This window comes from Lactobacillus sp. ESL0246, from assembly GCF_003692965.1.
GTDB lineage: Bacteria > Bacillota > Bacilli > Lactobacillales > Lactobacillaceae > Lactobacillus.
In genome coordinates this window covers 17,188-37,269 of sequence record NZ_REHC01000008.1, presented here as the reverse complement: position 1 = coordinate 37,269, position 20,082 = coordinate 17,188, and the positions used below count along the sequence as shown (strand labels likewise).

Below are 20,082 nucleotides of genomic sequence, written 5' to 3'. Positions count from 1 at the left end.
AAATTTAAATCAGATAACAAAAAGAACTTCGAAAGTTAGATACCGTCGAAGTTCTTTTTTGTTTATTTAATTTTTTTTATTTTAGACCATCTAAAAATTCTAAGGCTGCGTCATAATTTGGCTCATCGGTCATTTCATGAACTAATTCTTGATAAAGAATTTTCTTATTGACATCAACTATCCAAATACTTCTTGAATCAACGTCCATTTCTTCAATGTACAGACCCATCTTTTTACCAAAATCCCGCTGGTTATCTGACAAAAGTTCCATCTTTTCGACACCTTCAGCAGCACACCAATTTTTTTGGTCATCTAATGTGTTAGTAGAAATAGTATAAAAATTGATTCCCTCATATGTATCAACTTCGCTATTAAAGTGTTTAGTTGAAATACTACATACGCTTGTATTAATATTAGGCACTACACTGATTAAAGTTGGTTTAGTAATCAGATCAAAAGAAGTGGCGTTAGTTTTATCTGCTCGTTCAACCTGAAAATCTGGAAGAGTTGTCCCAACTAAAGGTGGTTGTCCGTTAGTTGCTAATGGGGTATTATTTCTTGTAATTTGCATTTTTATCCTTTCTCTGATAAATAACATGCTTTTTATCTAATTATTAGTCTAGACTAATAATTAGATATTCCCAAACAATAAGCACCTTAATTACATATAAGATGCTCATTAACATAATCGGTTATACGTTGAACGGCAGTTAAAAGATTTTGTTCCGAAGAAGCATAAGATAATCTTACAAACCCTTGTCCACCTTGTCCAAAATAGCTTCCCGGAATTACACCAACTTTTGCTTTAGTAGCTAAATCTTTTGCAAAGGCAACATCATCACAACCAAATTTAGCAGGAATTTTAGCAAAAATATAGAAAGCACCCTCAGGTGTAGCCATTGTAAAGCCATTTTTTTCCAAGCCTGTTTGAATAATATGCAAACGCTTTTCATAAATTTTCCTTGCTTCTATGTAATCTTCTTCACCATTAGCCATTGCTTCCGCGGCACCAATTTGAACATTATCGGTTACTGAAGTAATCATGAATGAGTTAATTTTGATAATTGTTTGCATAATTTCTTTTGGACCAGCAATATAACCAACGCGCCACCCCGTCATTGCAAAATTTTTAGATAATCCCGACAATAAAATTGTTCGTTCAGGAATAATCTGAGTAAGAGAATAATGTTTCTTTTGAGAATAAATTAGTTCTGCATAAATTTCATCACTTAAAGCATATAAGTTATAGTTAACAATTACTTGTGCTAATTTTTCAAGTTCATTTTTATTATAGACACGCCCAGTGGGATTTGAAGGATCAGTTAAAATAATTGCTTTAGCACCTTTACCTTCATTTTCCATTACCTTGGATAGGTGCTCAGCTGTCAAAATGAAGTTATCTTCAGAGGTATCTACTTGAACCGCAATACCACCTGCCATTTCAATAATTCCAAAGTAAACGCCCCAAACAGGAGTGGGGACAATAACTTTATCGCCCGGATTCAAGATTGCCATAAAAGAAACATTTAATGCTTCAGAAACACCAACAGTTGCACAAATTTCATTTTGTGGATCATAAAAAACTTTGAGACTTTTTTGCAAATATGAACTTACGGCGTTTAAATATTCAGTTTTGCCGGCTTCAGGGGCGTAATGCGAATCGTCTTTGTTAATATCGTTAATAGCTGCCTGTTTAATATGATCAGGCGTATTTAGATCGGGTTCCCCGACAGTTAACTTAACAATATCCGGAATTTGGGAGATTTGGTTGTTAAATGAGCGAATTTCGGATTTAGGTAATTTTTTAATTCTTGTGTTAATTGTTCCAGCTAGATTATTTGCTAAAATCGGCATAATAAAAAGAACCTTTCTAAGATTTTGATACAACGTTCATTATACCGCAGAGCAACCTTTTCGAGAATTTAAATTAATATTAATTTACTAAGCACTATTTTACTGTAGTTTAAATAAGTTTGTTATAGTTAGCTTAGGATGGTGATTATGATGGATGAAAATAAAAAACAAGAACGACTTAAGGATTTAACAAAAGAACAATTTGAAACTACTCAACATGCAGCTACTGATTTTCCTTTTAAAGGAAAGTATGATGACTTTTATCAAAAAGGCATTTATGTTGATGTAGTTTCTGGTGAACCCTTATTTTCCAGCGAAGATAAGTATGATGCTGGTTGCGGTTGGCCTAGTTTTAGTAAGCCTATTCAAAAATTAGTGTATCATCGTGACCAATCACATGGTATGGAACGAACTGAGGTCAAAAGCCCAGAGGCTGATTCGCACTTAGGTCACGTTTTTAATGATGGACCACAAGATCAAGGAGGGTTACGCTATTGTATTAATTCGTCGGCTTTAAAATTTATTCCTTTTGATCAATTAGAAAAAGAAGGATATGGCGAATATCGTAAACTTTTTTAAATAATAATAATTATGTAAAGTATAAAAAGCCAATCGATTTCTTTAATAAATTAGATAGCTTTTTTATTTTGATTTTATTAATAAGTAAAAATTATTATTACCTCCCTTAATTTAACATTTTTTAAAAGCCTGATAAGCTAATTAGTATGAGTCAATAGAAATAAGTCCATCTTCAAAAGCAAAAAGTATTATTGCGATAAATGTGTACGTGAGAAGGGAAGAATAATGACAAAATTACAGACAGTTAGTTCCTAGTTATGGAAGATGACCAATAACTTCCGAACTAATATGGATACAACTAAATATAAAAATTATATTTTGGCTTTCATATGTTATCGTTACTTATCCGAACAGCAAGAATAGTATCTTGTTAGTAATAGTGCTATAAATGTTAAGAAAAACCAAGCTATTAATGATGCTTACCTAGAACAAGCATGCATATTGAATTAAATGGTTATCTTAAGGATATCTTTTCAAGTCTTGGTAATACAATTGCATCACTTGACACTTGGAAGTGATTAGTAAATAAAATTGACAATGGCCAAGCAAATCTAAATGTCGATCAAACTATTTTTGCTAATTTTGATAAGAATGCTGCGCTATATAAAAGCAGCAGGTCAATACTTCAAGGGCATCTTTAATGGGCTTAACTTATGCGACTCATACCTGAAGTTATCAGCTAATGAGCGAGCGAAGTCTTTAGCGAAGATTGTCAAATTAGTTGATAGTATTGATTATCAAGATGAAGCAGGTAAGAGGGGGATGCGTTTTACACACCACATGAAATTTCAAAATTAATAGCTAAATAGTGACATCAGTTTTACCTAAAGCAACACAATCTTTCACAGTATATGATCCTTATCTGTAGGACAGGTTCAATTTGGTTAGCGGTACAAATGACGCACCAAACAGGAATTGTTAAGCTGTATGGACAAGAATCAGATTCAACCGCTTACAATTTAGCTAGAATGAATCTAATGTTGCATCATGTTTTATTTACTAATACGACATTGTTCAACACTGATGCGCTTGAAAGTGATTGGCCATCCGAACCAAATACTAAGGAAATTGATTATCCACGTACCTTTGATGCGGTTGTGACTAATCCACCAGAGCCTCAATCTTGGAATAATAACCAAAATAAGTTAACGGATCCCCGTTTTCACAATTATGTATGGCAAATTAGCTCTAAGGCTGGTTTTGCTTTCGTTTTACAGGGATTTTTTATTATTTAAACAAAAAATGAACTATGGCGATTCGTTTTTCCTTTCAAAAACGTGTAGACTTATCAAAATATGCTCATTTAACTCCCATCGAAGAAAACGCTATATTAGAAGTTAAAATTGCTAAAGACTTAGAAATTAAAAGAGACTAGTTAATTTCTATAAAGCAGTAAGCATATAAACGAGTGTAAGTATTAAATAATGATAAAAAATATTGAGTTTTTTTATAAATATGCTATTATACGAATGAGAGGGAGCGATTATATGGATTCATTAATGCGACATATTTTTGGCTTACAAAAGAAGAAGATCAAGCATCAAAAACATAATAAATACAATAACGAAAAACGAAAGTCGCTAATTTGCGGGCATACTTTCTTTGGTATATTTTAAGCAAACAAATTAATAAAAGGCATATCTCTAACACAAGATATGCCTTTTATTAATTAAAAAGAATGTGAGATTTATGGATAATAAAATAAAGTTATATTCAATTTCTTGGCAGTTCATTTTAGGAATAATTTTAGGAATTTTAGGTACCTTTATTGAGGTTTTGATACCTTTAATAGTACGGCGATTTATTGATGGTAAAACGCAAATAATCGCACATTTAAATTTTCATTTAGTTACCTTAATCGTACTAACCATTATTTTCAGTGCGATTATTAGTGCTTTTTGCCAATATCTAATTAGTGTGGCCGGAAATTTAAAAATTGCTGAAGTCAGAATGGAAATTGAGCAAAAGTTACTTACTTTGCCTATGAGCTTTTTTGCTAATAAAAAAAGCGGACAGCTTTCTAGTCATTTAATTAATGATGCTGAAGTAGTTCAAAGCTTCATGACTAGTAGTATTCCAGCCACCATTAATAGTTTAATTACAGTGCTAGGATCATTCATCGTTTTATTTCATTTAGATTGGCAATTGACGGTATTTATTGTCTTATCTTTTTCACTAATTATCTTAATTGCATATCCAATTGGAAAAATTAGTGAAAAATTGTCGCTCACTACCCAGAATAAATTAAGCGAACTTTCTGGTCAAAGTACAGAAAACATATATAATATCCGCAGTATTAAGCTGAATAATGCTTATCGCCCAGTCTTGTTAAATTTTAAGCAGATAGTAGTTGAATTATTTAAAGTTTCAAATAAAACTGATCTCATATTTTCAATTGTAGGTCCCATTCAAACAGTTTTTACTTTAGGAATTATTCTTTTAATTATTATATATGGTGGTATTCGTGTACAACAGGCTAGTTTGAGTATTGGCACCTTAGTATCCTTTTTAATTTATCTCTTTCAGGTAATTGAGCCAATTAATATGTTGGGTAATTTTTATACCAGTTACAAGCAAGCTAAAGGAGCTACTTTGGAATTAAATAAGATTTTGAATACACCAGGAGAAAAAAATGTTTATCAAGTTAATTCTCAAATATTGTTTGCTAAGAATAGTTGTTTAACGTTGAAAAATGCCTCTTTTTCATATCAAAAGGAACCGGTTTTACAAAATATTTCTTTAAGTTTTAATAGTGGCCAAAAAATAGCAATAGTTGGTCCCTCTGGTGCTGGTAAAACAACAATTATTAATTTATTAACTAGGTTGTATGAATTGAATGAAGGACAGCTCCTATTAAATTCAGTAAATGCTACTAATTATGATTTAAATACTTGGCGTAATTTATTTGCCGTAGTAACTCAAGAAAACACCATTATTTCAGGGTCAATTTATCTAAATCTAACTTTTGGGCTGACAGCTATTCCTGAAGAAAGTGAAATTTGGGTAGCCCTAGATAAAGCTAATTTATTAGAAGATGTACAAAAAATGCCTAATGGTTTACAAACTTTGGTTGGTGAACAAGGAATCGGTTTATCGGGTGGGCAAAGGCAGAGACTACAGATTGCTCGCGCATACTTGCGCCAAGCCCATTTTTTAATTCTAGATGAAGCAACTTCTAACTTGGATCCCAATTCGGAAAAAATTATTACTAATACTTTGAATAAGTTGGTAGCCAATCACCAGACAACTCTAATTGTTATTGCGCATCGCTTATCGACAATTGTTGATGCAGACAAAATTTATTTTTTAGATAATCATCAAATTACCGGCAGTGGTACGCATCAAGAGCTAATGCAATTGGTTCCTAAATATAAACAATTTGTTAATGAAGAAATATTGGCAGTTGAAAAATAATTAAAAGGAGAGAACATACAGATGGACTTAACTGGTAATGAATATCTGGAATTTATTAAAAACGAGCGTTCACTTTTTTATTATCCGAATAATAAAATCCAAAATAAATTTAAATTCATAAAGCCTAAAACTAGCTTTCAAGAATCAACTGATAACTATTGGCATTATATTTTATTTGATCATAAATTGCCCCAACAAGGCTGGAAAATTCATCTAACTGCTAATATTAATGATGCACAAAAACTATTATTGACAGTAAGCCAGTACTTAAACAATAAAAAAGTTAGTTATAAATTTATTAATACAGTAGATGCAATGCTTTTAAGTAATTCCAAATATGGTGACCGAACAGAGTCGGGAAAGTTTATTACAGTTTATCCCGTAAATACTACTGAGTTTGTACAACTTCTTACTGCATTAGCAGAAATTACGCAAGATTTTTTAGAGGGGCCATATATATTAAGTGATAAAGAGTGGCAAGATAGTCATGTCTTTTACCGTTATGGTGCCTTTAAGGCAATGAAAACGGTGATTGCAGGTAAAGAAGTTTATGCCATTATTGATAATAAACATAACTTAGTTGAAGATAAACGGTTACCATATTATTATCAGCCTGATTTTATTGTAGAACCTGAACAATTGAAAAATAATGTGCAACATTATGATCAAAATGAATTCAAAAAACTAATGAATTATAATGTTGATTTTTCTTTACACTATAGCAATGCTGGTGGAGTTTATCATGCAGTTTCCAAGGGGAAAGAATGGGTTCTAAAAGAAGGTCGTTCTTTTGCGGGCTTAGATGCTAATGGGAATGATGGTTTTAATCGTATTAAACACGAGTATAAGATATTAAAACAACTAGCTGATATACCAACAGTTGTCAATGTTTATGAAAGTTTTAAGGCATGGAAACATATGTATTTAGTTGAAGAATATCTTCAAGGAGATACTCTAGCTGATTTTATTGATAGCCAATATCCCTTTACCGCAAATGAACAAAAGAAAAATGAATATCTTACGAAGATGGTCAAAATTATTACGGCACTTTTAAATACAATTAACCAAATTCACCAAAAGGGAATCGCAGTTGGCGATTTACAACCGGATAATATAGTCATACTGGATACAGATAAGTTAAAGTTAATTGATTTTGAAAATGCTCAAAAAACTTCAGCTGCGTACAATCCAGGTCTGGCAACGCCAGGATATTCAGATTTTAATGCGAAGACTTATGAAGAAGCTGATCGAATTGCGTTATACAAAATTGCACGTTATATGATTTTGCCAACAGCAACTGGCTTTGATTGGGCTCCTGAATTAGAGGCGGTGCAAGATAAGAATATTAGTAATGAATTTGGCAATCAAATTGTAGAATTTTTGCATAATTTAAAAAAACAATTAAATTTGAATTTTAATTCTGACTTACGCCACCCGCAGTATTATCACAAAAATCTAGCAGTACCGTCTACATCGTTTTCACTGAGTCAGCTAAATCAAAATATTGTAGAAGTAGCTAAGGGAATCATTGATAACTTGAACTTTAACTTTAAAGGATTAATTTATGGTGATATTCCGCAATATAGTTCTGAAATTAGTTATTATTCCATAGCCAATGGCGCTTTTGGGGCTATAATGGCTTTAAACAGATCACAAACTTTAAATCAGAAAAATAAGCAAAAAATTAATATTTGGATTGAACAACAATTACCAAATTTAAAAAAGTTGTTAGCTGCGCCAACAACAGATATTGGATTATTTACTGGTCTAAGTGGTATTGCAACCGTTTTATGGGAACAAGGCTATGCTAAAATTAGTTGTAATATAATGGAAAAGATACAAACTACTGATATATTTAAGTTAGGTAATGATATTTCAATTTATTCTGGCTTAGCAGGAGTTGGACTAGCTTTTTTATGCTATTATGTCCAAACCAAAAAAACTATTTACTTACAAAATGCAATTGCGATTGGCAAACAAATCATAGAAATTATTAAGCATGAACACTATACTGAAAAAACTGATAGTGGATTAATTACAGGCTGGTTGGGTGCCGCATTATTTTTATGGAAATTAAGTATTGCTACAGATACAAAGCAATACAAGCAAGAAGCTTTAAAAATTTACCAGTTAGTAATTAAAAATTCATTACTGCTTACAAGCGATGGTGCATTTATTAAGGATAATTCATACTCATATGAACGTTTAATACCTTATGTCAATCATGGTAGTGCTGGTTTAGCTTTATTAATGATAGAATTTTTACAAGATGATCCGAAAGTTTTTACTAAAAAAGAATTAGAAATTTTGTTAAAAATATTAAAGAAAAATGATGTTTTTGTAACTTTTTTTACTGGATTATTCGATGGCTTTTTTAGTTTACTAATTTTAGATAATGCCTTTGCTATTTGTACCAATAATAAGGAAACTTTAAATAAAAAGTACAATTTACTTAATAATTACTTAGTTGCTCAAAACGGTGGGGTAATGGTCCCTGGAAGATTTGGCTTTAAGTGTTCCCTAGATTTGACTACTGGAAGCAGTGGGTTACTGCTACTTTTAACAGATATTAAACAACATACATGGAATGCTTGGCTACCGCTTCTAAGAAGTAAGTGATTTTTTAATTAATATAGCTAAAAGTATCAGGGAAAAAACTAGACACTTCAATGCTCTAAATGGTAGGTTTGATATTCCCATATCAATATTTTCACTATACTTTGTACCGCTATTCAGGTAAGGCTTATATAATTGTTCAAGTTGATCTACTTTAAAGAGTATAGCCAATCATCATATTTTGAATTTTATCATTCTTTCTTAAGTGGAGGTAGGATTAATAAACAGAATCCAAAATCTATTGCGAGTAAACCGGAATAAGGATCTTTTATTATAATTATTGTAATTAATCCAAAAAGACAGGAAATCATTCCTAAAATTTGATCTCCAATGTCTATAGCAGTCATTTCACCTTTTTTTGCATTCTTTTTAAAAGATATCTTAGGAGAAAAGGAAGCAAAGAAAAATAAAATTGCACATAAAATAAAAATTATAAAATATACGAAATGATACTTCTTGCTTTCAATAAATAGAAATATTATTCCTATAAATATTTGCATCAAACCACAAAGAAAAAAAGCCAACTTATTAGATAATTTATTTTCAAACATATTAATTTCTACTCCGTTTAATAATTTAATGAATAAAGAAGTATATATGCTTCGATTTGCTCTTACAGCATTCATTAACAATATACATTGAGCTAGACATCTAAAGAATAGCAATGTAATTATACGGTTTTAAATAAATCTATAAATATTATTGAAATAAAACTTAAACAAAAATTAATAAAAAAAGAGTGATAAATAATACACTCTTTACTGAAAGAAATGTCCATAATGCAAAGATTGAATATGTTAGGCAAAATAAACGAAAAGCTTTTACATTGTTTTTTTTAAATCTAGTTTCTAATCTTTTTAAATGTTTTGCAAAAGCTTTAGCTAAATAAATTGCTGCTAAACTTCCAAAAACAAATATATATAAATATTTTTAAGTTTTATCACTTAAAAGATAGCCAATGTAGCCTAAAGTTAATCAATAATGCTTATAAGAATATTTAAGTACTGCTTTATCAAGTTTATTTTCATAATTTATATCATTTATATCCTTAGAGACTTAATTTGAGGGAAAGATAGAAAGTGCTAAAAGTAAAGAGGAAGCACTAATTATTAAACATTTAATTACTTTTTCATGTTAAGGACCCTCCTAATTTTTATATAGTTATTGAAATTAAGGTATAAAATCATAAAACTCAAGCCAATATCAATTGTAAGTAGCAAGGAAAATAATTCTTTATTATTAATGAATTGCAGAATTCCAAATAAAAGAAAGAGCATACCTAAAAAATATTTAAATTAAAATGATTTTTTGTTTTAAAGAAATTAATTAGAGCAACTGATTTACGAAAAGAAGTTATCCAGATAGCGATTGAAAAAACATAAAACTTAATATAAATGTAAATTTTATATTTGAATCTAGTGTAATAAAACCAATAAAACTTATTATAACTTGAAGAAAACTAATAAGTCTCAATTTTTTTGTTGTTAATTTAGTTTTAAACATAGTTTTATCCCGTTTTGTATGAAGTTCTTTCAAATTTAATAAAAAGTAAGAAATACACAGGATATTCCTTGGTTTCGTCTATATTTTAATTAACGCTTATGCTTTTTATGTGATTCAAGCGTAAGGCATGCCACTCCAGCGGCAACCCCACCAGCTCCTAATGCATTGTTGAATGCATCTCCTCATTTATTTCTTCCAATGATTGAAGAAAGTTCAGTTTTATTAATCTCGCTGTAATTGATAAGTTGTTCGCCAAATTTTTAATTATTTTTTATGATGATTAGTATGACTGAATCAACCTGTTAAGCCGGTTATAGCAGTCCAACCAAATTGCACCAAGGCCAAGTCCAAGTGCGTTGTCTACCCAGTTATTTTTGCCACCAACGACAGTTACTAGATCTTTATCAGATAATGTTGTAATTGCCATAATTTCCCTCCGTTAAAATATATAAAATTTTGTGACTATATAGTTTTAAAAACCAAATTTATATTAAGCATTAAAGCGCTTTTAAAATTTACCAATAAGTAATTTTTTTGTTTTAGTTTTATTAGTATAATTATAAAAGTAATGATGTAATCGCTTATTTATGTAGGTATATATGAGAAACAAATAACAGATAAACTAATCGAACTATCCAAAACTAAGTGCGGGCGTCAAAGGTAGGTTCAATATAATCCCAGCTGACAATTTTTAAGACTAAAGTCAAAGCCACTCTTCAAAGTAAAATAGGAAAATATAGATCAAGCATCTCTAAAAAGAAATTCTTGATCTATATTTTTGGTCTAAAAAGTTTAGCTTTTCCCATATGATATCAATTAAGAAATCATTTTAAACTATTTCTTGTTCCTTAAAACTACCGTAGACGCGTTCAACTTCTGTTACACTCATAAATGCATACGGATCACTCTTTTTGACTATTTGTAAAACATCATACATATCGTAACGGTCAATCACCGTAATTAGAACCTTTTTTTCGCTATGACTAAATGCTCCCTCAACATCATGAAAGATGGTAATGCCTCGGTGCATTTTTTTCTGAATACCATCAATAATTGCATTGGGTTGATCAGTTACAATCGTCACTTGTAATTTTTGATGTTGGGTATAAACAGCGTCAATTACTCGACCATTAATAAAAATTGTCAAGGCTGAATACAGTGCACGATTCCAACCAAAGACAAAACCAGCAGCTGCAATAATTACAAGATTTATCAAAATACTAATCTTACCGTAACTAGTACCTGTCTTTTTCTGAATGACAATACCAATAATGTCAAGGCCTCCAGTTGAAATTCCGTTTTTTAAGGCAAACCCGGTTCCCAGACCATTAATCATTCCACCAAAGATCGCACAAATTAATGGGTCAACATGCATATTTACCGGTTGTAAAACATGCATCATAATTGACCCCAAAATAACAGTTATAATCGTGAATAATGTAAACTTATGGCCAATCTTAAACCAAGCAAGCAAAAGTAACGGCACATTTAGGGCGAAATACATCGTTGAAGTAGTTAATGTATAAGGCAAATATCGTTCGCTCAAAGTGTTGACTAGTTGCGCAAACCCAGTTATTCCAGATGAATACATGTGCCCCGGAGCCCAAAAGAAATTTAAAGCTACAGCAACAGCAATGGAATAGAAAAATGCCGCAGAAATTTTTGAAAGTAGACTATATCTTCTGTTAAAACTATCAAGTCGATCCATTTATTCCTTATCCTTTTTGCTAAAATATAATTAATAAACTTAATTCAGTGTAACAAAAGAGTAGCTTAAACCCAATAGAAAAATCCTATTAGTAAGGTATTTATTTAGATATAAATTTATTACTTAAAAAAGCTGGATTCATTGACGCGTTTGCTAGATAAAGAGTAATTTGCTATATTGTATTTTGACATTGTAAGCGATTTATAGTATTTGGGGAAAATATAAATGATTTCTAATGTAATAAAACATGAATATCAACTTAGTCAAAAATATTATAAAAATTATTTTTTAACCTGTTTAATTGCCGTCTTGGTAGGTCTTGTTACATATCAAAAGCTAAAATTTTCTAAATTCTCTGTTGACAGTTTAATGCTTGCAGTTTTGTCAACTGACCAGATGGCATTTTGTCTTGTTCCTTTTTTAATAATGATTATTTTAACAACTTTCAATTTTAAAAATGGAGATATTTTAAGATGCCAAACTAGAAACGTGATTTTTTTTCAAGCTCTTTACCGAATATTATTTCCTTATTTGTTAATGGAGACTAGCTGGATGATTGTTAACCTAATGGTTATCCTGCTAGGAAAATATCGTATACTTCTAAAAGAAATCTGGTTTTCGCTGCTTATCCGCAGCATTTTTATGTGGCTTAGTTGTTTGGCTTTTGCTATAATTGCTGCAATTTTTTATTTTTATTTACAAAATAAAATTATGGCGTTCTTTATTTGTTTAGGTATTAGTTGCTTATCGAAAGGACTACAGGACTCTCAACAAATATCATTGTTTTATGACTTTGTTGTACCTAATACAGGTAAAGATATTTTTCTAAGAATAATAATTGTAACTATTCTAATCGGTCTTTTTTATAAATTGTTGAAAATAGGTATTAAGCAGAAAGATTTTTAATAATCGCACGAAGTTTATTTATTACCCAAATTTAACTTTAAGGAGAAAATGAATGAGTTTTATTGAATTAAAGCAAGTAGGCAAAGTAATTAAAAAGCAGCCACTTTTACATGATATCAATGCCAATATTCATCAAAATAGCATTACGGTTCTTGAGGGCATTAATGGATCCGGTAAAACTTTAATTTTAAAAGCTCTTCTCGGTCTAATTAAAGTAACAGGCTCCGTCTTAGTAAATCAGCAACAGGTGCTACCTAATAAGCCATTTCCTGTTAAAGCAGGTATTTTAATAGAAAAGCCAAGTTTAATTGAAGATTTTACTGCTTATAAAAATTTAGAATTACTAATTAAATTGGATCCTAGCATTCCAATAGGACAAATAAATGACTTGCTTCAATATTTTGATCTCAACAGATTTCCTAAGCAAAAGGTCAAAAAATTTTCTCTAGGAATGAAACAAAAGTTAGGAATTGCACAAGCGTTTCTTGGTGAATACCCGTTAATCATACTAGATGAACCTACAAACGCATTAGATCAAAAAAGTATTCTTAAGTTAGTCGATTTGATAAAGTCTTGTAACCAACGGGGAACTACATTTATCATTGCTTCACATGACCTTCAATTTATTGACCAAGTTGCTACAAGTCGTTTGAATGTAGAAGAAGGCACAATAACTTATGAAAAATAAAAGAATACTTTATTCTCTAATTTTAGTCTTTTGCTTAATATCTGCATTTATTGGATATAAGCGTTACCAACAAGTCAATGCTCGTCCGCAATTAAGAGGAATAAAAGAAGAAAGATTTTTTAAACGACACGAATTAGTTCATGCACCGAATGTTAATTTTGTTGTTAATAGCACTAAGCTTGTTAAAAGTAAGGCGGAAGTAAAGGTCAAAATCCAACTATTGCTTCAACAAACGGGACCAGCTTATTATGGAATATATTATGGTAAATGGACTAAAGATACTGATTTTTCATGTAATATGTTTCTTAACGTTCCCTACGTTAACAATAATGTTCCGTCCCAAATTTTAGATAGTTCCAATCATTCAATAATTTTAAAAATAGTAAGAAATCCTCATTTCATTAATACCAATAGAAAATACATTGTCTATTTCACGGTTCCTAGATCTTTATATAAAAAGCGAGAGCAAAAACTTCGCTTTAGTTTTTTAGTTCCGGATAAAAGCTATTATCTTAAATATTCATTGTTGTTGGAATAAAAAAAGGAGTACAATATGAAATTCTTATGGTCACGAATGAATAAACGTTGGCTTTTTTGGGCCATAATTATTGGAATAATAATTAATTTATTACAGTTCTTACCTTTAAACCTTATATTATCCGTATATCCAGAAGATTCGCCATATACTCGATGGTTAGGGATAGATCCATTTACCATTTTTCCCAAAATTTTCTATCTATTATTGCCATTAATTGCCAGTTTACCAGCTTCCATCTTATTAAAAGAAGATTTAAACAGCGGTTTGCTATTTAAGATTAAATTACAAAGACCAATTAGAAAAGTTATATGTAGTTATGCTGGTTTAGCTTTTTGCATGGGAGCAATTGTCATCGCCATCCCTTTAATTATTAACTTTTTGGCATGGTTTATGATTGTTCCCAATATTAAACCGGATAATTTAATAAATTATAATATCAGGGTTGCTTCATTTAATACAATGTTTGTTGCCCTTTATTATTCTCATCCGTTTGTCCATGCACTTATTGCCATTTGTTTTGCATCTTTTTGGGGTGGATTATTTGCGATGCAAGTTACGTCAACATCTATTTGGATTAAAAATCAGTTTGTTGCGGTGTGTTCAGGCTTAATATTGCAAATATTAATTTTCTTATTGAATAGTGTTTTTTATTTACCAGACTTTGTTAGTTATTCACCGATTGACTTTTTACGTGAATCAGCACCAAGTAATGTTAGTTTAGGGGTTACAATTAGCGTAACTTTAATAATGATAATTTACTGCACTGTAATGTTCTTAATAGATGAAAAGAGGTTAACTAGCTAGAAAAAGGAAAGTTAGTAGCTAATTTTGGTACTAGCATTGTTTATCAATTATAAATCGTAGCTAATTATTAACAACGCTATTTTTACGAAGAGTAAAAATAAAAAAACATTACTACAAAGTAATGTTTTTTTAGCAACAAAGAAAGAAAAAGTTAAGGACAAGATAAACAAGATTTTTAAGAAATAGTTTAAGGTTCCGCTTGCTCATATATATTTTTAAGTGTTCAATGTATAGAAACGGAGGTTCAACATATGGAAGCTGTTTCTTATACTGAGTTTAGGAGAAATCTTAAACACTATATCCTTGAAGTTAACGAAGATTCTACTGCATTGTTAGTTACTAATCGTGATGATACTGAAAATGATGCCGTTTTATTATCAAAACGAGATTATGATAATATCATGGATTCATTCCGTTTTTTTATCAGCATTGGAAATTAAGCAATTAGAAAAAATATTAGAATTGAACATGTTTGGTTGTCAGCAGCAATTAAAGGAAATATGATTAGTGAAGCAGAAACAGCTGCAATCATTGATGAAAGATTTGGTGACTAATAAATAACCACTCAAGACCTAGCTTAATAGCTAGTTATATATTTATAAAAGCAAAAAGAACGCAAAAAATCAAAAATGTAGATTGCGTTCTTTCTATTTGGCTAAAGGATTACTTTTTCCAGTTTTTTTCAATGAAAGCTTCACGGCCACCAGACTCTTCTAAAGCATAACGACCAGGATTTTTTTTGTAAAAATTCTGATGATATTCTTCAGCAGGATAAAAAGCGGTTGCCGGCTCGATCTTTGTTACGATTGGTTCAGCAAATTTACCACTTGCTTGAAGATCATGCTTTGATTTTTCTGCAGCTACTTTTTGTTGGGGAGAATTATAATAAATTACCGGGCGATAATTATCACCTCGATCTTGGAATTGTCCCGATGCATCGGTTGGATCGGTTACTTGCCAATAATAGTCCAGTAGCTTTTCATATGACATTAACTTTGGATCATAAGTGATTTCAACAGCTTCTGTATGACCGGTAGTACCACTTGCAACTTGTTCGTATGTGGGGTTAACTACATGTCCACCAGTGTAACCTGAAATAACCCGTTTAACACCCGGCAGGGTGTCAAATGGCTTTACCATGCACCAAAAACATCCACCAGCAAAAATAGCTGTTTGATAATTTGAGTTTGTTTCTTTATCAACCATTGTTAGAACCTCTTTCTTCCTAGTTCTTATTTAACCACAAACAGATACTAATAAGACAATTCCTGTTTGTTATTCTTCAATCCCTAGATGATTCATAATTAGAGCTGCCGTTTCTTCGATTGAGCGATTTGCCACATTAATGACGAAGCAACCAAGTTGATCATATAATTTCTGAGCAGAATCCAGTTCTTTTTTTATTGCATCAGTGTTTGAATAAGCAGTATCAGGATTAAGCCCATAGGAAATCATTCTTTGCCGTCTTATTTCATTTAAAACTGATAAATCATTAGTTAAACCAATAATTTTTTTGGAGTCAATTTGATAAATTTCCTTTGGAATATGAGTATCAGGAACTAGAGGAAGATTAGCTACTTTTAAGTTCTTATTAGCCAAGAAAAGAGATAACGGTGTTTTAGAAGTTCTAGAAACCCCAAGTAAAACAACATCAGCTTCCAAAAATCCTTTAGGATCTTTTCCGTCATCATACATTACTGCAAATTCCATAGCTGAAATTCTATCAAAGTATTTTTGATTCATTTTATGTTGCGCACCAATTTTTTCGGTTGGTCTAACACCCGTAACTTTCTGAATTACCTCCATGGCAGGTGATAAAATATCATGACTTGCAATCTGATGCTCTCTAACAAAGCGAATTACTGCTAACTGCATCTCAGCTTTGACTAAACTATAAATTAACACAAGATTAGGAAAGCTTTCTATTTCATTAAAAGTCTCCTTCAACTTATCCATTGTATAAATGAATGGGTAACGTCTGTAATTAAACTTAATATCTGGAAATTGAGCAGTTGCAGCTACAGCATTATTAAAAGCTGTATCACCAGCAGAATCAGAAATAATTACGATATTAACTTCTTTTTTGGATGCTTCTTCAACCATATTGAACTCCTTTTTACTTAAATTATACAATTTAACTGAAATCTTTAACATATTTAGTATAAATTAATTAAAGTTAAACTGCGATGATGAAAAATAATTTTAAAAAATATTGCATGTTTGTATTGACCGATTACAATGGTTTGATATAATTTAAATAAATGCATGACGGTAACGTCAAGAAATGGAAGGAGGGATCACATATGGCAAAGACAGTCGTTCACGAAAACGAGTCTATTGATGATGCTCTTCGTCGTTTCAAACGTTCCGTTTCTAGAAGTGGTACTTTACAAGAATACCGTAAACGCGAATTTTATGAAAAGCCAAGTGTACGTAGAAAGCTTAAATCTGAAGCAGCTCGTAAACGTAAGCATTATTAATTAATAATAAAAAACAACTTTGATCCCTTGATTAAAGTTGTTTTTTTATGTTAAATAATCTTTTATTTGTTTTATACTGAACTAAAGATTTGCTATAATCTAAGTAGACATTGTTTAGAAAGAGGTAATTAAGTTGAGTTTAGCAGAACAAATTATGACTGATATGAAAACTGCAATGAAGTCGCGTGACAAAGTTAAGTTAAATACTGTTCGGATGATCAAAGCTGCTTTAATGAATGAAAAAATAGAAGTTGGTCATGAGCTAACACCAGACGAAGAATTAACTATTCTAAATCGTGAAAAAAAACAACGTGAGGAATCAATTGCAGAATTTGAGAAGGCAAAGCGTGATGATTTAGTTGATGAAACTCGTTCGGAGTTAAGAATTATTGAAAGTTATTTACCCGAGCAGCTTTCTGAGCAAGAGCTACAAAAAATCGTTAAAGAATCAATTGATGAAGTGCATGCTAGTAACAAAGCTGATTTTGGCAAGGTAATGAAAGTCATAATGCCGAAAATTAAAGGTAGAGCTGATGGTAAAATGGCTGCTAATGCGGTCAAAGCTCAATTGAGCTAGACGAGAAAAGGAGTATAGTTAATTTGGCTCAAACCAATTTTATTCCAAAAAAACCAGAAAACATCCAAAAACTAGTAGGTGTTAATGATCATAACCTTGATTTATTGGCTAATGGTTATGACGTTAGTATAACTGATACTGGAAACCAAGTTATGATTGACGGTAGCGAAAGCCAAATTAGCAAAGTTATTGCCGTCTTAGAAGCTTTAGACAATTTGGTTAGTGCTGATATTAATATTAGCGCACCCGATATTGTTAGTGCGATGAAGATGGCTGATAAAGGAACGATTGAATATTTTCCGGATTTATATAAAAAAATTTTAATTCGGGATGCTAAAGGCAAACCGATTAGAGTTAAAAATATAGGTCAGAAAAACTATGTTGAAGCAATTGAACAGCATGATGTCGTATTTGGTATTGGACCTGCCGGTACAGGTAAGACTTTTATTGCTGTTGTTTGTGCTGTTGCAGCATTTAAAAAAGGTGAAGTTTCACGAATAGTTTTAACTCGACCAGCTATTGAAGCAGGAGAATCATTAGGATTTTTACCCGGCGATTTAAAGGAAAAGGTTGATCCATATTTACGTCCAATATATGATTCGCTCTACTCAATTTTAGGAACCAATACAACCGATCACTTGATGGAAAGGGGTGTAATTGAAGTTGCCCCGCTTGCTTACATGCGCGGAAGAACACTTGATGATGCCTTTATTATTCTTGATGAAGCACAAAACACAACGGATGCACAAATGAAAATGTTTCTTACACGATTAGGCTTTAATTCCAAGATGATTGTTAATGGAGACATGACTCAAGTAGATTTGCCCGGACGTCAACGAAGTGGACTAATTGATGCAAAACATATTTTAAAGAATATTGATCAAATTAAATTTGTTGATTTTTCTGCCAATGACGTTGTTCGTCATCCTGTTGTTGCTAAAATTATTAATGCTTATGAAAAAGGAGAAGACCGAACTTAATGAGTTCAATCAATATCACATATAATGATGAAGTGCAATTTTTGCAAAATACAGAGTTTGATTGGACAAAGTGGATTTCCAAGTTGCTTTTACTTGCAAAAAAAGAAATTGCTAAAAAAAACAACTTGGAAATGAGTATTAGTTTTGTTGACGAAAATCGTAGCCAAGAAATTAATCGTAAATACCGCAGCAAAAATCGACCAACCGATGTCATTTCTTTTGCAATTGAGGATGGCGATGATCAAGTAGATTTAGAAGCATTTGCCTCAGATCCCAATTTTTGTGAAGATATTGGTGATTTAATCATGTGTCCTAGTGTTATTAAGCGTCACAGCGAGGAATACGAAACTGGATGGCGGCGAGAATTTGGTTACACTTTAGTTCATGGCTTTTTACATCTTAATGGCTATGACCATATTAAACCTGCGGAAGCAAAAGTAATGTTTGGTATTCAAGGTAAAGTTTTAGAGGATTATGGATTACCACTATATCCAGATCAATTAGATGAAGGCAGGGGTAAGTAATGACCAGCAACACACAAAACAAATCAGGGTTTGTGGCCCTTTTAGGTCGACCAAATGTTGGTAAATCAACGTTAATGAATTATTTAGTTGGTCAAAAAGTTGCAATAACTTCGAATAAACCACAAACAACCCGAAATAAAATTTCTGGCATTTATACAACTGATGATATGCAAGTGGTTTTTGTTGATACTCCAGGTATTTTTAAGCCACATGGTGATCTTGACGATTACATGGATAAGGCTAGTATATCTAGTTTAAACGATGTGGATTTAATATTATTTATGGTCGAACCAGAAAAGATGGGCAAGGGTGATGCTTATATTGTAAATCTGCTAAAACAAGTAAAAATACCAGTATTTCTGTTAATTAATAAAGTAGACCGTGTAAACCCAAATGATCTATTAGAAATAATTGATGAATATCGCCAGTTAAACATTTTCAAAGAATATCTTCCCATTTCTGCAACTCAAGGAATTGGTATTTCGGATTTAACACAAGTTTTGCATGAGTATCTTCCCAAAGGACCTGCATACTATGACGCAGAACAAATCACAGACAGACCGGAATACTTTATGGTTGCTGAATTAATTCGTGAGCAATTGCTAAATTTAACAGACGAAGAAGTTCCTCATGCTGCAGCAGTTTGGGTTGAACAAATGAATCAGCACGAAAATAACAAACTCCAGATTGAAGCTACAATTTACGTTGAAAAGAGTGGTCAAAAGGGCATCATCATTGGCAAAGGTGGGAAAATGCTTAAGCAAATTGGCATTAATTCTCGTAAACAAATTGAAGAGTTACTCGGAGAAAAGGTAAACCTTCATTTATGGGTAAAAGTTCAACGAAATTGGCGGTCTGATCCGCGATTTTTAAAACAGATTGGATACAACAAAAAGGATTTATCTTAAACC

At 31.5% G+C, this 20,082-nt stretch carries 25 protein-coding genes; 18 read left to right on the top strand and 7 right to left on the bottom strand.

Annotation, left to right across the window (positions count from 1 at the left end; translation table 11 throughout):
- Positions 1-76: 76 nt before the first annotated feature.
- Together tpx and F5ESL0246_RS04130 are read right to left on the bottom strand one after the other, a co-directional pair.
- Positions 77-571 (bottom strand): thiol peroxidase, encoded by a 495-nt coding sequence (tpx, locus tag F5ESL0246_RS04135; RefSeq protein WP_122018260.1) that lies wholly within the window; start codon positions 569-571, stop codon positions 77-79.
- Positions 572-657: 86 nt separating this feature from the next.
- Positions 658-1,854, bottom strand: a complete 1,197-nt coding sequence (locus tag F5ESL0246_RS04130) for an aminotransferase class I/II-fold pyridoxal phosphate-dependent enzyme (RefSeq protein ID WP_122018259.1) — start codon at positions 1,852-1,854, stop codon at positions 658-660.
- 147 nt (positions 1,855-2,001) lie between these two features.
- Here F5ESL0246_RS04130 and msrB point away from each other — a divergent pair, with 147 nt between their 5' ends.
- From msrB to lanKC, 8 genes are all read left to right on the top strand, one after another.
- Entirely contained in the window at positions 2,002-2,433 is a 432-nt protein-coding gene (msrB, locus tag F5ESL0246_RS04125) for a peptide-methionine (R)-S-oxide reductase MsrB (protein WP_233551591.1), read from the top strand.
- Positions 2,434-2,697: 264 nt separating this feature from the next.
- The gene (locus F5ESL0246_RS08515) at positions 2,698-2,796 is read left to right on the top strand and encodes a type I restriction-modification system subunit M N-terminal domain-containing protein (RefSeq protein WP_122018258.1); all 99 of its coding nucleotides are present in this window, start codon (positions 2,698-2,700) and stop codon (positions 2,794-2,796) included.
- A 228-nt stretch (positions 2,797-3,024) separates the two neighbouring features.
- A complete protein-coding gene (locus F5ESL0246_RS08135; RefSeq protein ID WP_158593154.1) occupies positions 3,025-3,231 on the top strand; it encodes a hypothetical protein in 207 nt (68 codons plus the stop codon).
- A 53-nt stretch (positions 3,232-3,284) separates the two neighbouring features.
- Positions 3,285-3,668, top strand: a complete 384-nt coding sequence (locus tag F5ESL0246_RS04115; protein WP_122018257.1) for an N-6 DNA methylase — start codon at positions 3,285-3,287, stop codon at positions 3,666-3,668.
- A gap of 14 nt (positions 3,669-3,682) precedes the next feature.
- A complete protein-coding gene (locus F5ESL0246_RS08455; protein WP_255409620.1) occupies positions 3,683-3,808 on the top strand; it encodes a hypothetical protein in 126 nt (41 codons plus the stop codon).
- A gap of 112 nt (positions 3,809-3,920) precedes the next feature.
- Positions 3,921-4,049, top strand: a complete 129-nt coding sequence (locus tag F5ESL0246_RS08450) for a hypothetical protein (protein ID WP_255409433.1) — start codon at positions 3,921-3,923, stop codon at positions 4,047-4,049.
- Positions 4,050-4,122: 73 nt separating this feature from the next.
- Positions 4,123-5,847 (top strand): ABC transporter ATP-binding protein, encoded by a 1,725-nt coding sequence (locus F5ESL0246_RS04110; RefSeq protein ID WP_122018256.1) that lies wholly within the window; start codon positions 4,123-4,125, stop codon positions 5,845-5,847.
- 21 nt (positions 5,848-5,868) lie between these two features.
- Positions 5,869-8,466, top strand: a complete 2,598-nt coding sequence (gene lanKC / locus F5ESL0246_RS04105; protein ID WP_122018255.1) for a class III lanthionine synthetase LanKC — start codon at positions 5,869-5,871, stop codon at positions 8,464-8,466.
- Between the two features lie 188 nt (positions 8,467-8,654).
- On the opposite strand, the gene F5ESL0246_RS04100 is transcribed toward lanKC, so the two are convergent.
- The 3 genes from F5ESL0246_RS04100 to F5ESL0246_RS04090 form a co-directional block, all read right to left on the bottom strand.
- A complete protein-coding gene (locus tag F5ESL0246_RS04100) occupies positions 8,655-9,014 on the bottom strand; it encodes a hypothetical protein (RefSeq protein ID WP_122018254.1) in 360 nt (119 codons plus the stop codon).
- A gap of 1,232 nt (positions 9,015-10,246) precedes the next feature.
- A complete protein-coding gene (locus F5ESL0246_RS08210) occupies positions 10,247-10,393 on the bottom strand; it encodes a hypothetical protein (RefSeq protein WP_158592483.1) in 147 nt (48 codons plus the stop codon).
- A gap of 402 nt (positions 10,394-10,795) precedes the next feature.
- The gene (locus tag F5ESL0246_RS04090; protein ID WP_122018253.1) at positions 10,796-11,674 is read right to left on the bottom strand and encodes a YitT family protein; all 879 of its coding nucleotides are present in this window, start codon (positions 11,672-11,674) and stop codon (positions 10,796-10,798) included.
- A 225-nt stretch (positions 11,675-11,899) separates the two neighbouring features.
- Here F5ESL0246_RS04090 and F5ESL0246_RS04085 point away from each other — a divergent pair, with 225 nt between their 5' ends.
- The 5 genes from F5ESL0246_RS04085 to F5ESL0246_RS04065 all read left to right on the top strand — a co-directional run bounded on the left by F5ESL0246_RS04085 (position 11,900) and on the right by F5ESL0246_RS04065 (position 15,050).
- A complete protein-coding gene (locus tag F5ESL0246_RS04085; RefSeq protein WP_122018252.1) occupies positions 11,900-12,580 on the top strand; it encodes a hypothetical protein in 681 nt (226 codons plus the stop codon).
- A 52-nt stretch (positions 12,581-12,632) separates the two neighbouring features.
- Positions 12,633-13,268 (top strand): ATP-binding cassette domain-containing protein, encoded by a 636-nt coding sequence (locus F5ESL0246_RS04080; RefSeq protein WP_122018251.1) that lies wholly within the window; start codon positions 12,633-12,635, stop codon positions 13,266-13,268.
- The gene (locus tag F5ESL0246_RS04075) at positions 13,258-13,806 is read left to right on the top strand and encodes a hypothetical protein (protein ID WP_122018250.1); all 549 of its coding nucleotides are present in this window, start codon (positions 13,258-13,260) and stop codon (positions 13,804-13,806) included. The genes F5ESL0246_RS04080 and F5ESL0246_RS04075 overlap by 11 nt, the downstream gene beginning before the upstream one ends.
- 15 nt (positions 13,807-13,821) lie before the next feature.
- Positions 13,822-14,610, top strand: a complete 789-nt coding sequence (locus F5ESL0246_RS04070; protein WP_122018249.1) for a hypothetical protein — start codon at positions 13,822-13,824, stop codon at positions 14,608-14,610.
- A gap of 251 nt (positions 14,611-14,861) precedes the next feature.
- The gene (locus tag F5ESL0246_RS04065) at positions 14,862-15,050 is read left to right on the top strand and encodes a type II toxin-antitoxin system Phd/YefM family antitoxin (RefSeq protein WP_122018248.1); all 189 of its coding nucleotides are present in this window, start codon (positions 14,862-14,864) and stop codon (positions 15,048-15,050) included.
- A gap of 223 nt (positions 15,051-15,273) precedes the next feature.
- Here the strand turns inward: F5ESL0246_RS04065 and msrA are convergent, their stop codons facing one another.
- Positions 15,274-15,816 (bottom strand): peptide-methionine (S)-S-oxide reductase MsrA, encoded by a 543-nt coding sequence (gene msrA, locus F5ESL0246_RS04060; protein WP_122018247.1) that lies wholly within the window; start codon positions 15,814-15,816, stop codon positions 15,274-15,276.
- A 69-nt stretch (positions 15,817-15,885) separates the two neighbouring features.
- The gene (locus F5ESL0246_RS04055; RefSeq protein WP_122018246.1) at positions 15,886-16,713 is read right to left on the bottom strand and encodes a pyruvate, water dikinase regulatory protein; all 828 of its coding nucleotides are present in this window, start codon (positions 16,711-16,713) and stop codon (positions 15,886-15,888) included.
- Between the two features lie 200 nt (positions 16,714-16,913).
- Between F5ESL0246_RS04055 and rpsU the strand changes: the two genes are divergently transcribed.
- The 5 genes from rpsU (at position 16,914) to era (ending at position 20,079) form a co-directional block, all read left to right on the top strand.
- A complete protein-coding gene (gene rpsU / locus F5ESL0246_RS04050) occupies positions 16,914-17,090 on the top strand; it encodes a 30S ribosomal protein S21 (protein WP_046306945.1) in 177 nt (58 codons plus the stop codon).
- Between the two features lie 133 nt (positions 17,091-17,223).
- A complete protein-coding gene (locus tag F5ESL0246_RS04045; protein ID WP_122018245.1) occupies positions 17,224-17,667 on the top strand; it encodes a GatB/YqeY domain-containing protein in 444 nt (147 codons plus the stop codon).
- Between the two features lie 23 nt (positions 17,668-17,690).
- Entirely contained in the window at positions 17,691-18,647 is a 957-nt protein-coding gene (locus F5ESL0246_RS04040) for a PhoH family protein (RefSeq protein ID WP_122018244.1), read from the top strand.
- Complete coding sequence (ybeY, locus tag F5ESL0246_RS04035) at positions 18,647-19,171, top strand: rRNA maturation RNase YbeY (protein WP_122018243.1); 525 nt, start codon at positions 18,647-18,649, stop codon at positions 19,169-19,171. The genes F5ESL0246_RS04040 and ybeY overlap by 1 nt, the downstream gene beginning before the upstream one ends.
- Positions 19,171-20,079, top strand: a complete 909-nt coding sequence (gene era / locus F5ESL0246_RS04030; protein WP_122018242.1) for a GTPase Era — start codon at positions 19,171-19,173, stop codon at positions 20,077-20,079. Before ybeY ends, era begins: the two co-directional genes overlap by 1 nt.
- The last annotated feature ends 3 nt before the right edge of the window (positions 20,080-20,082 follow it).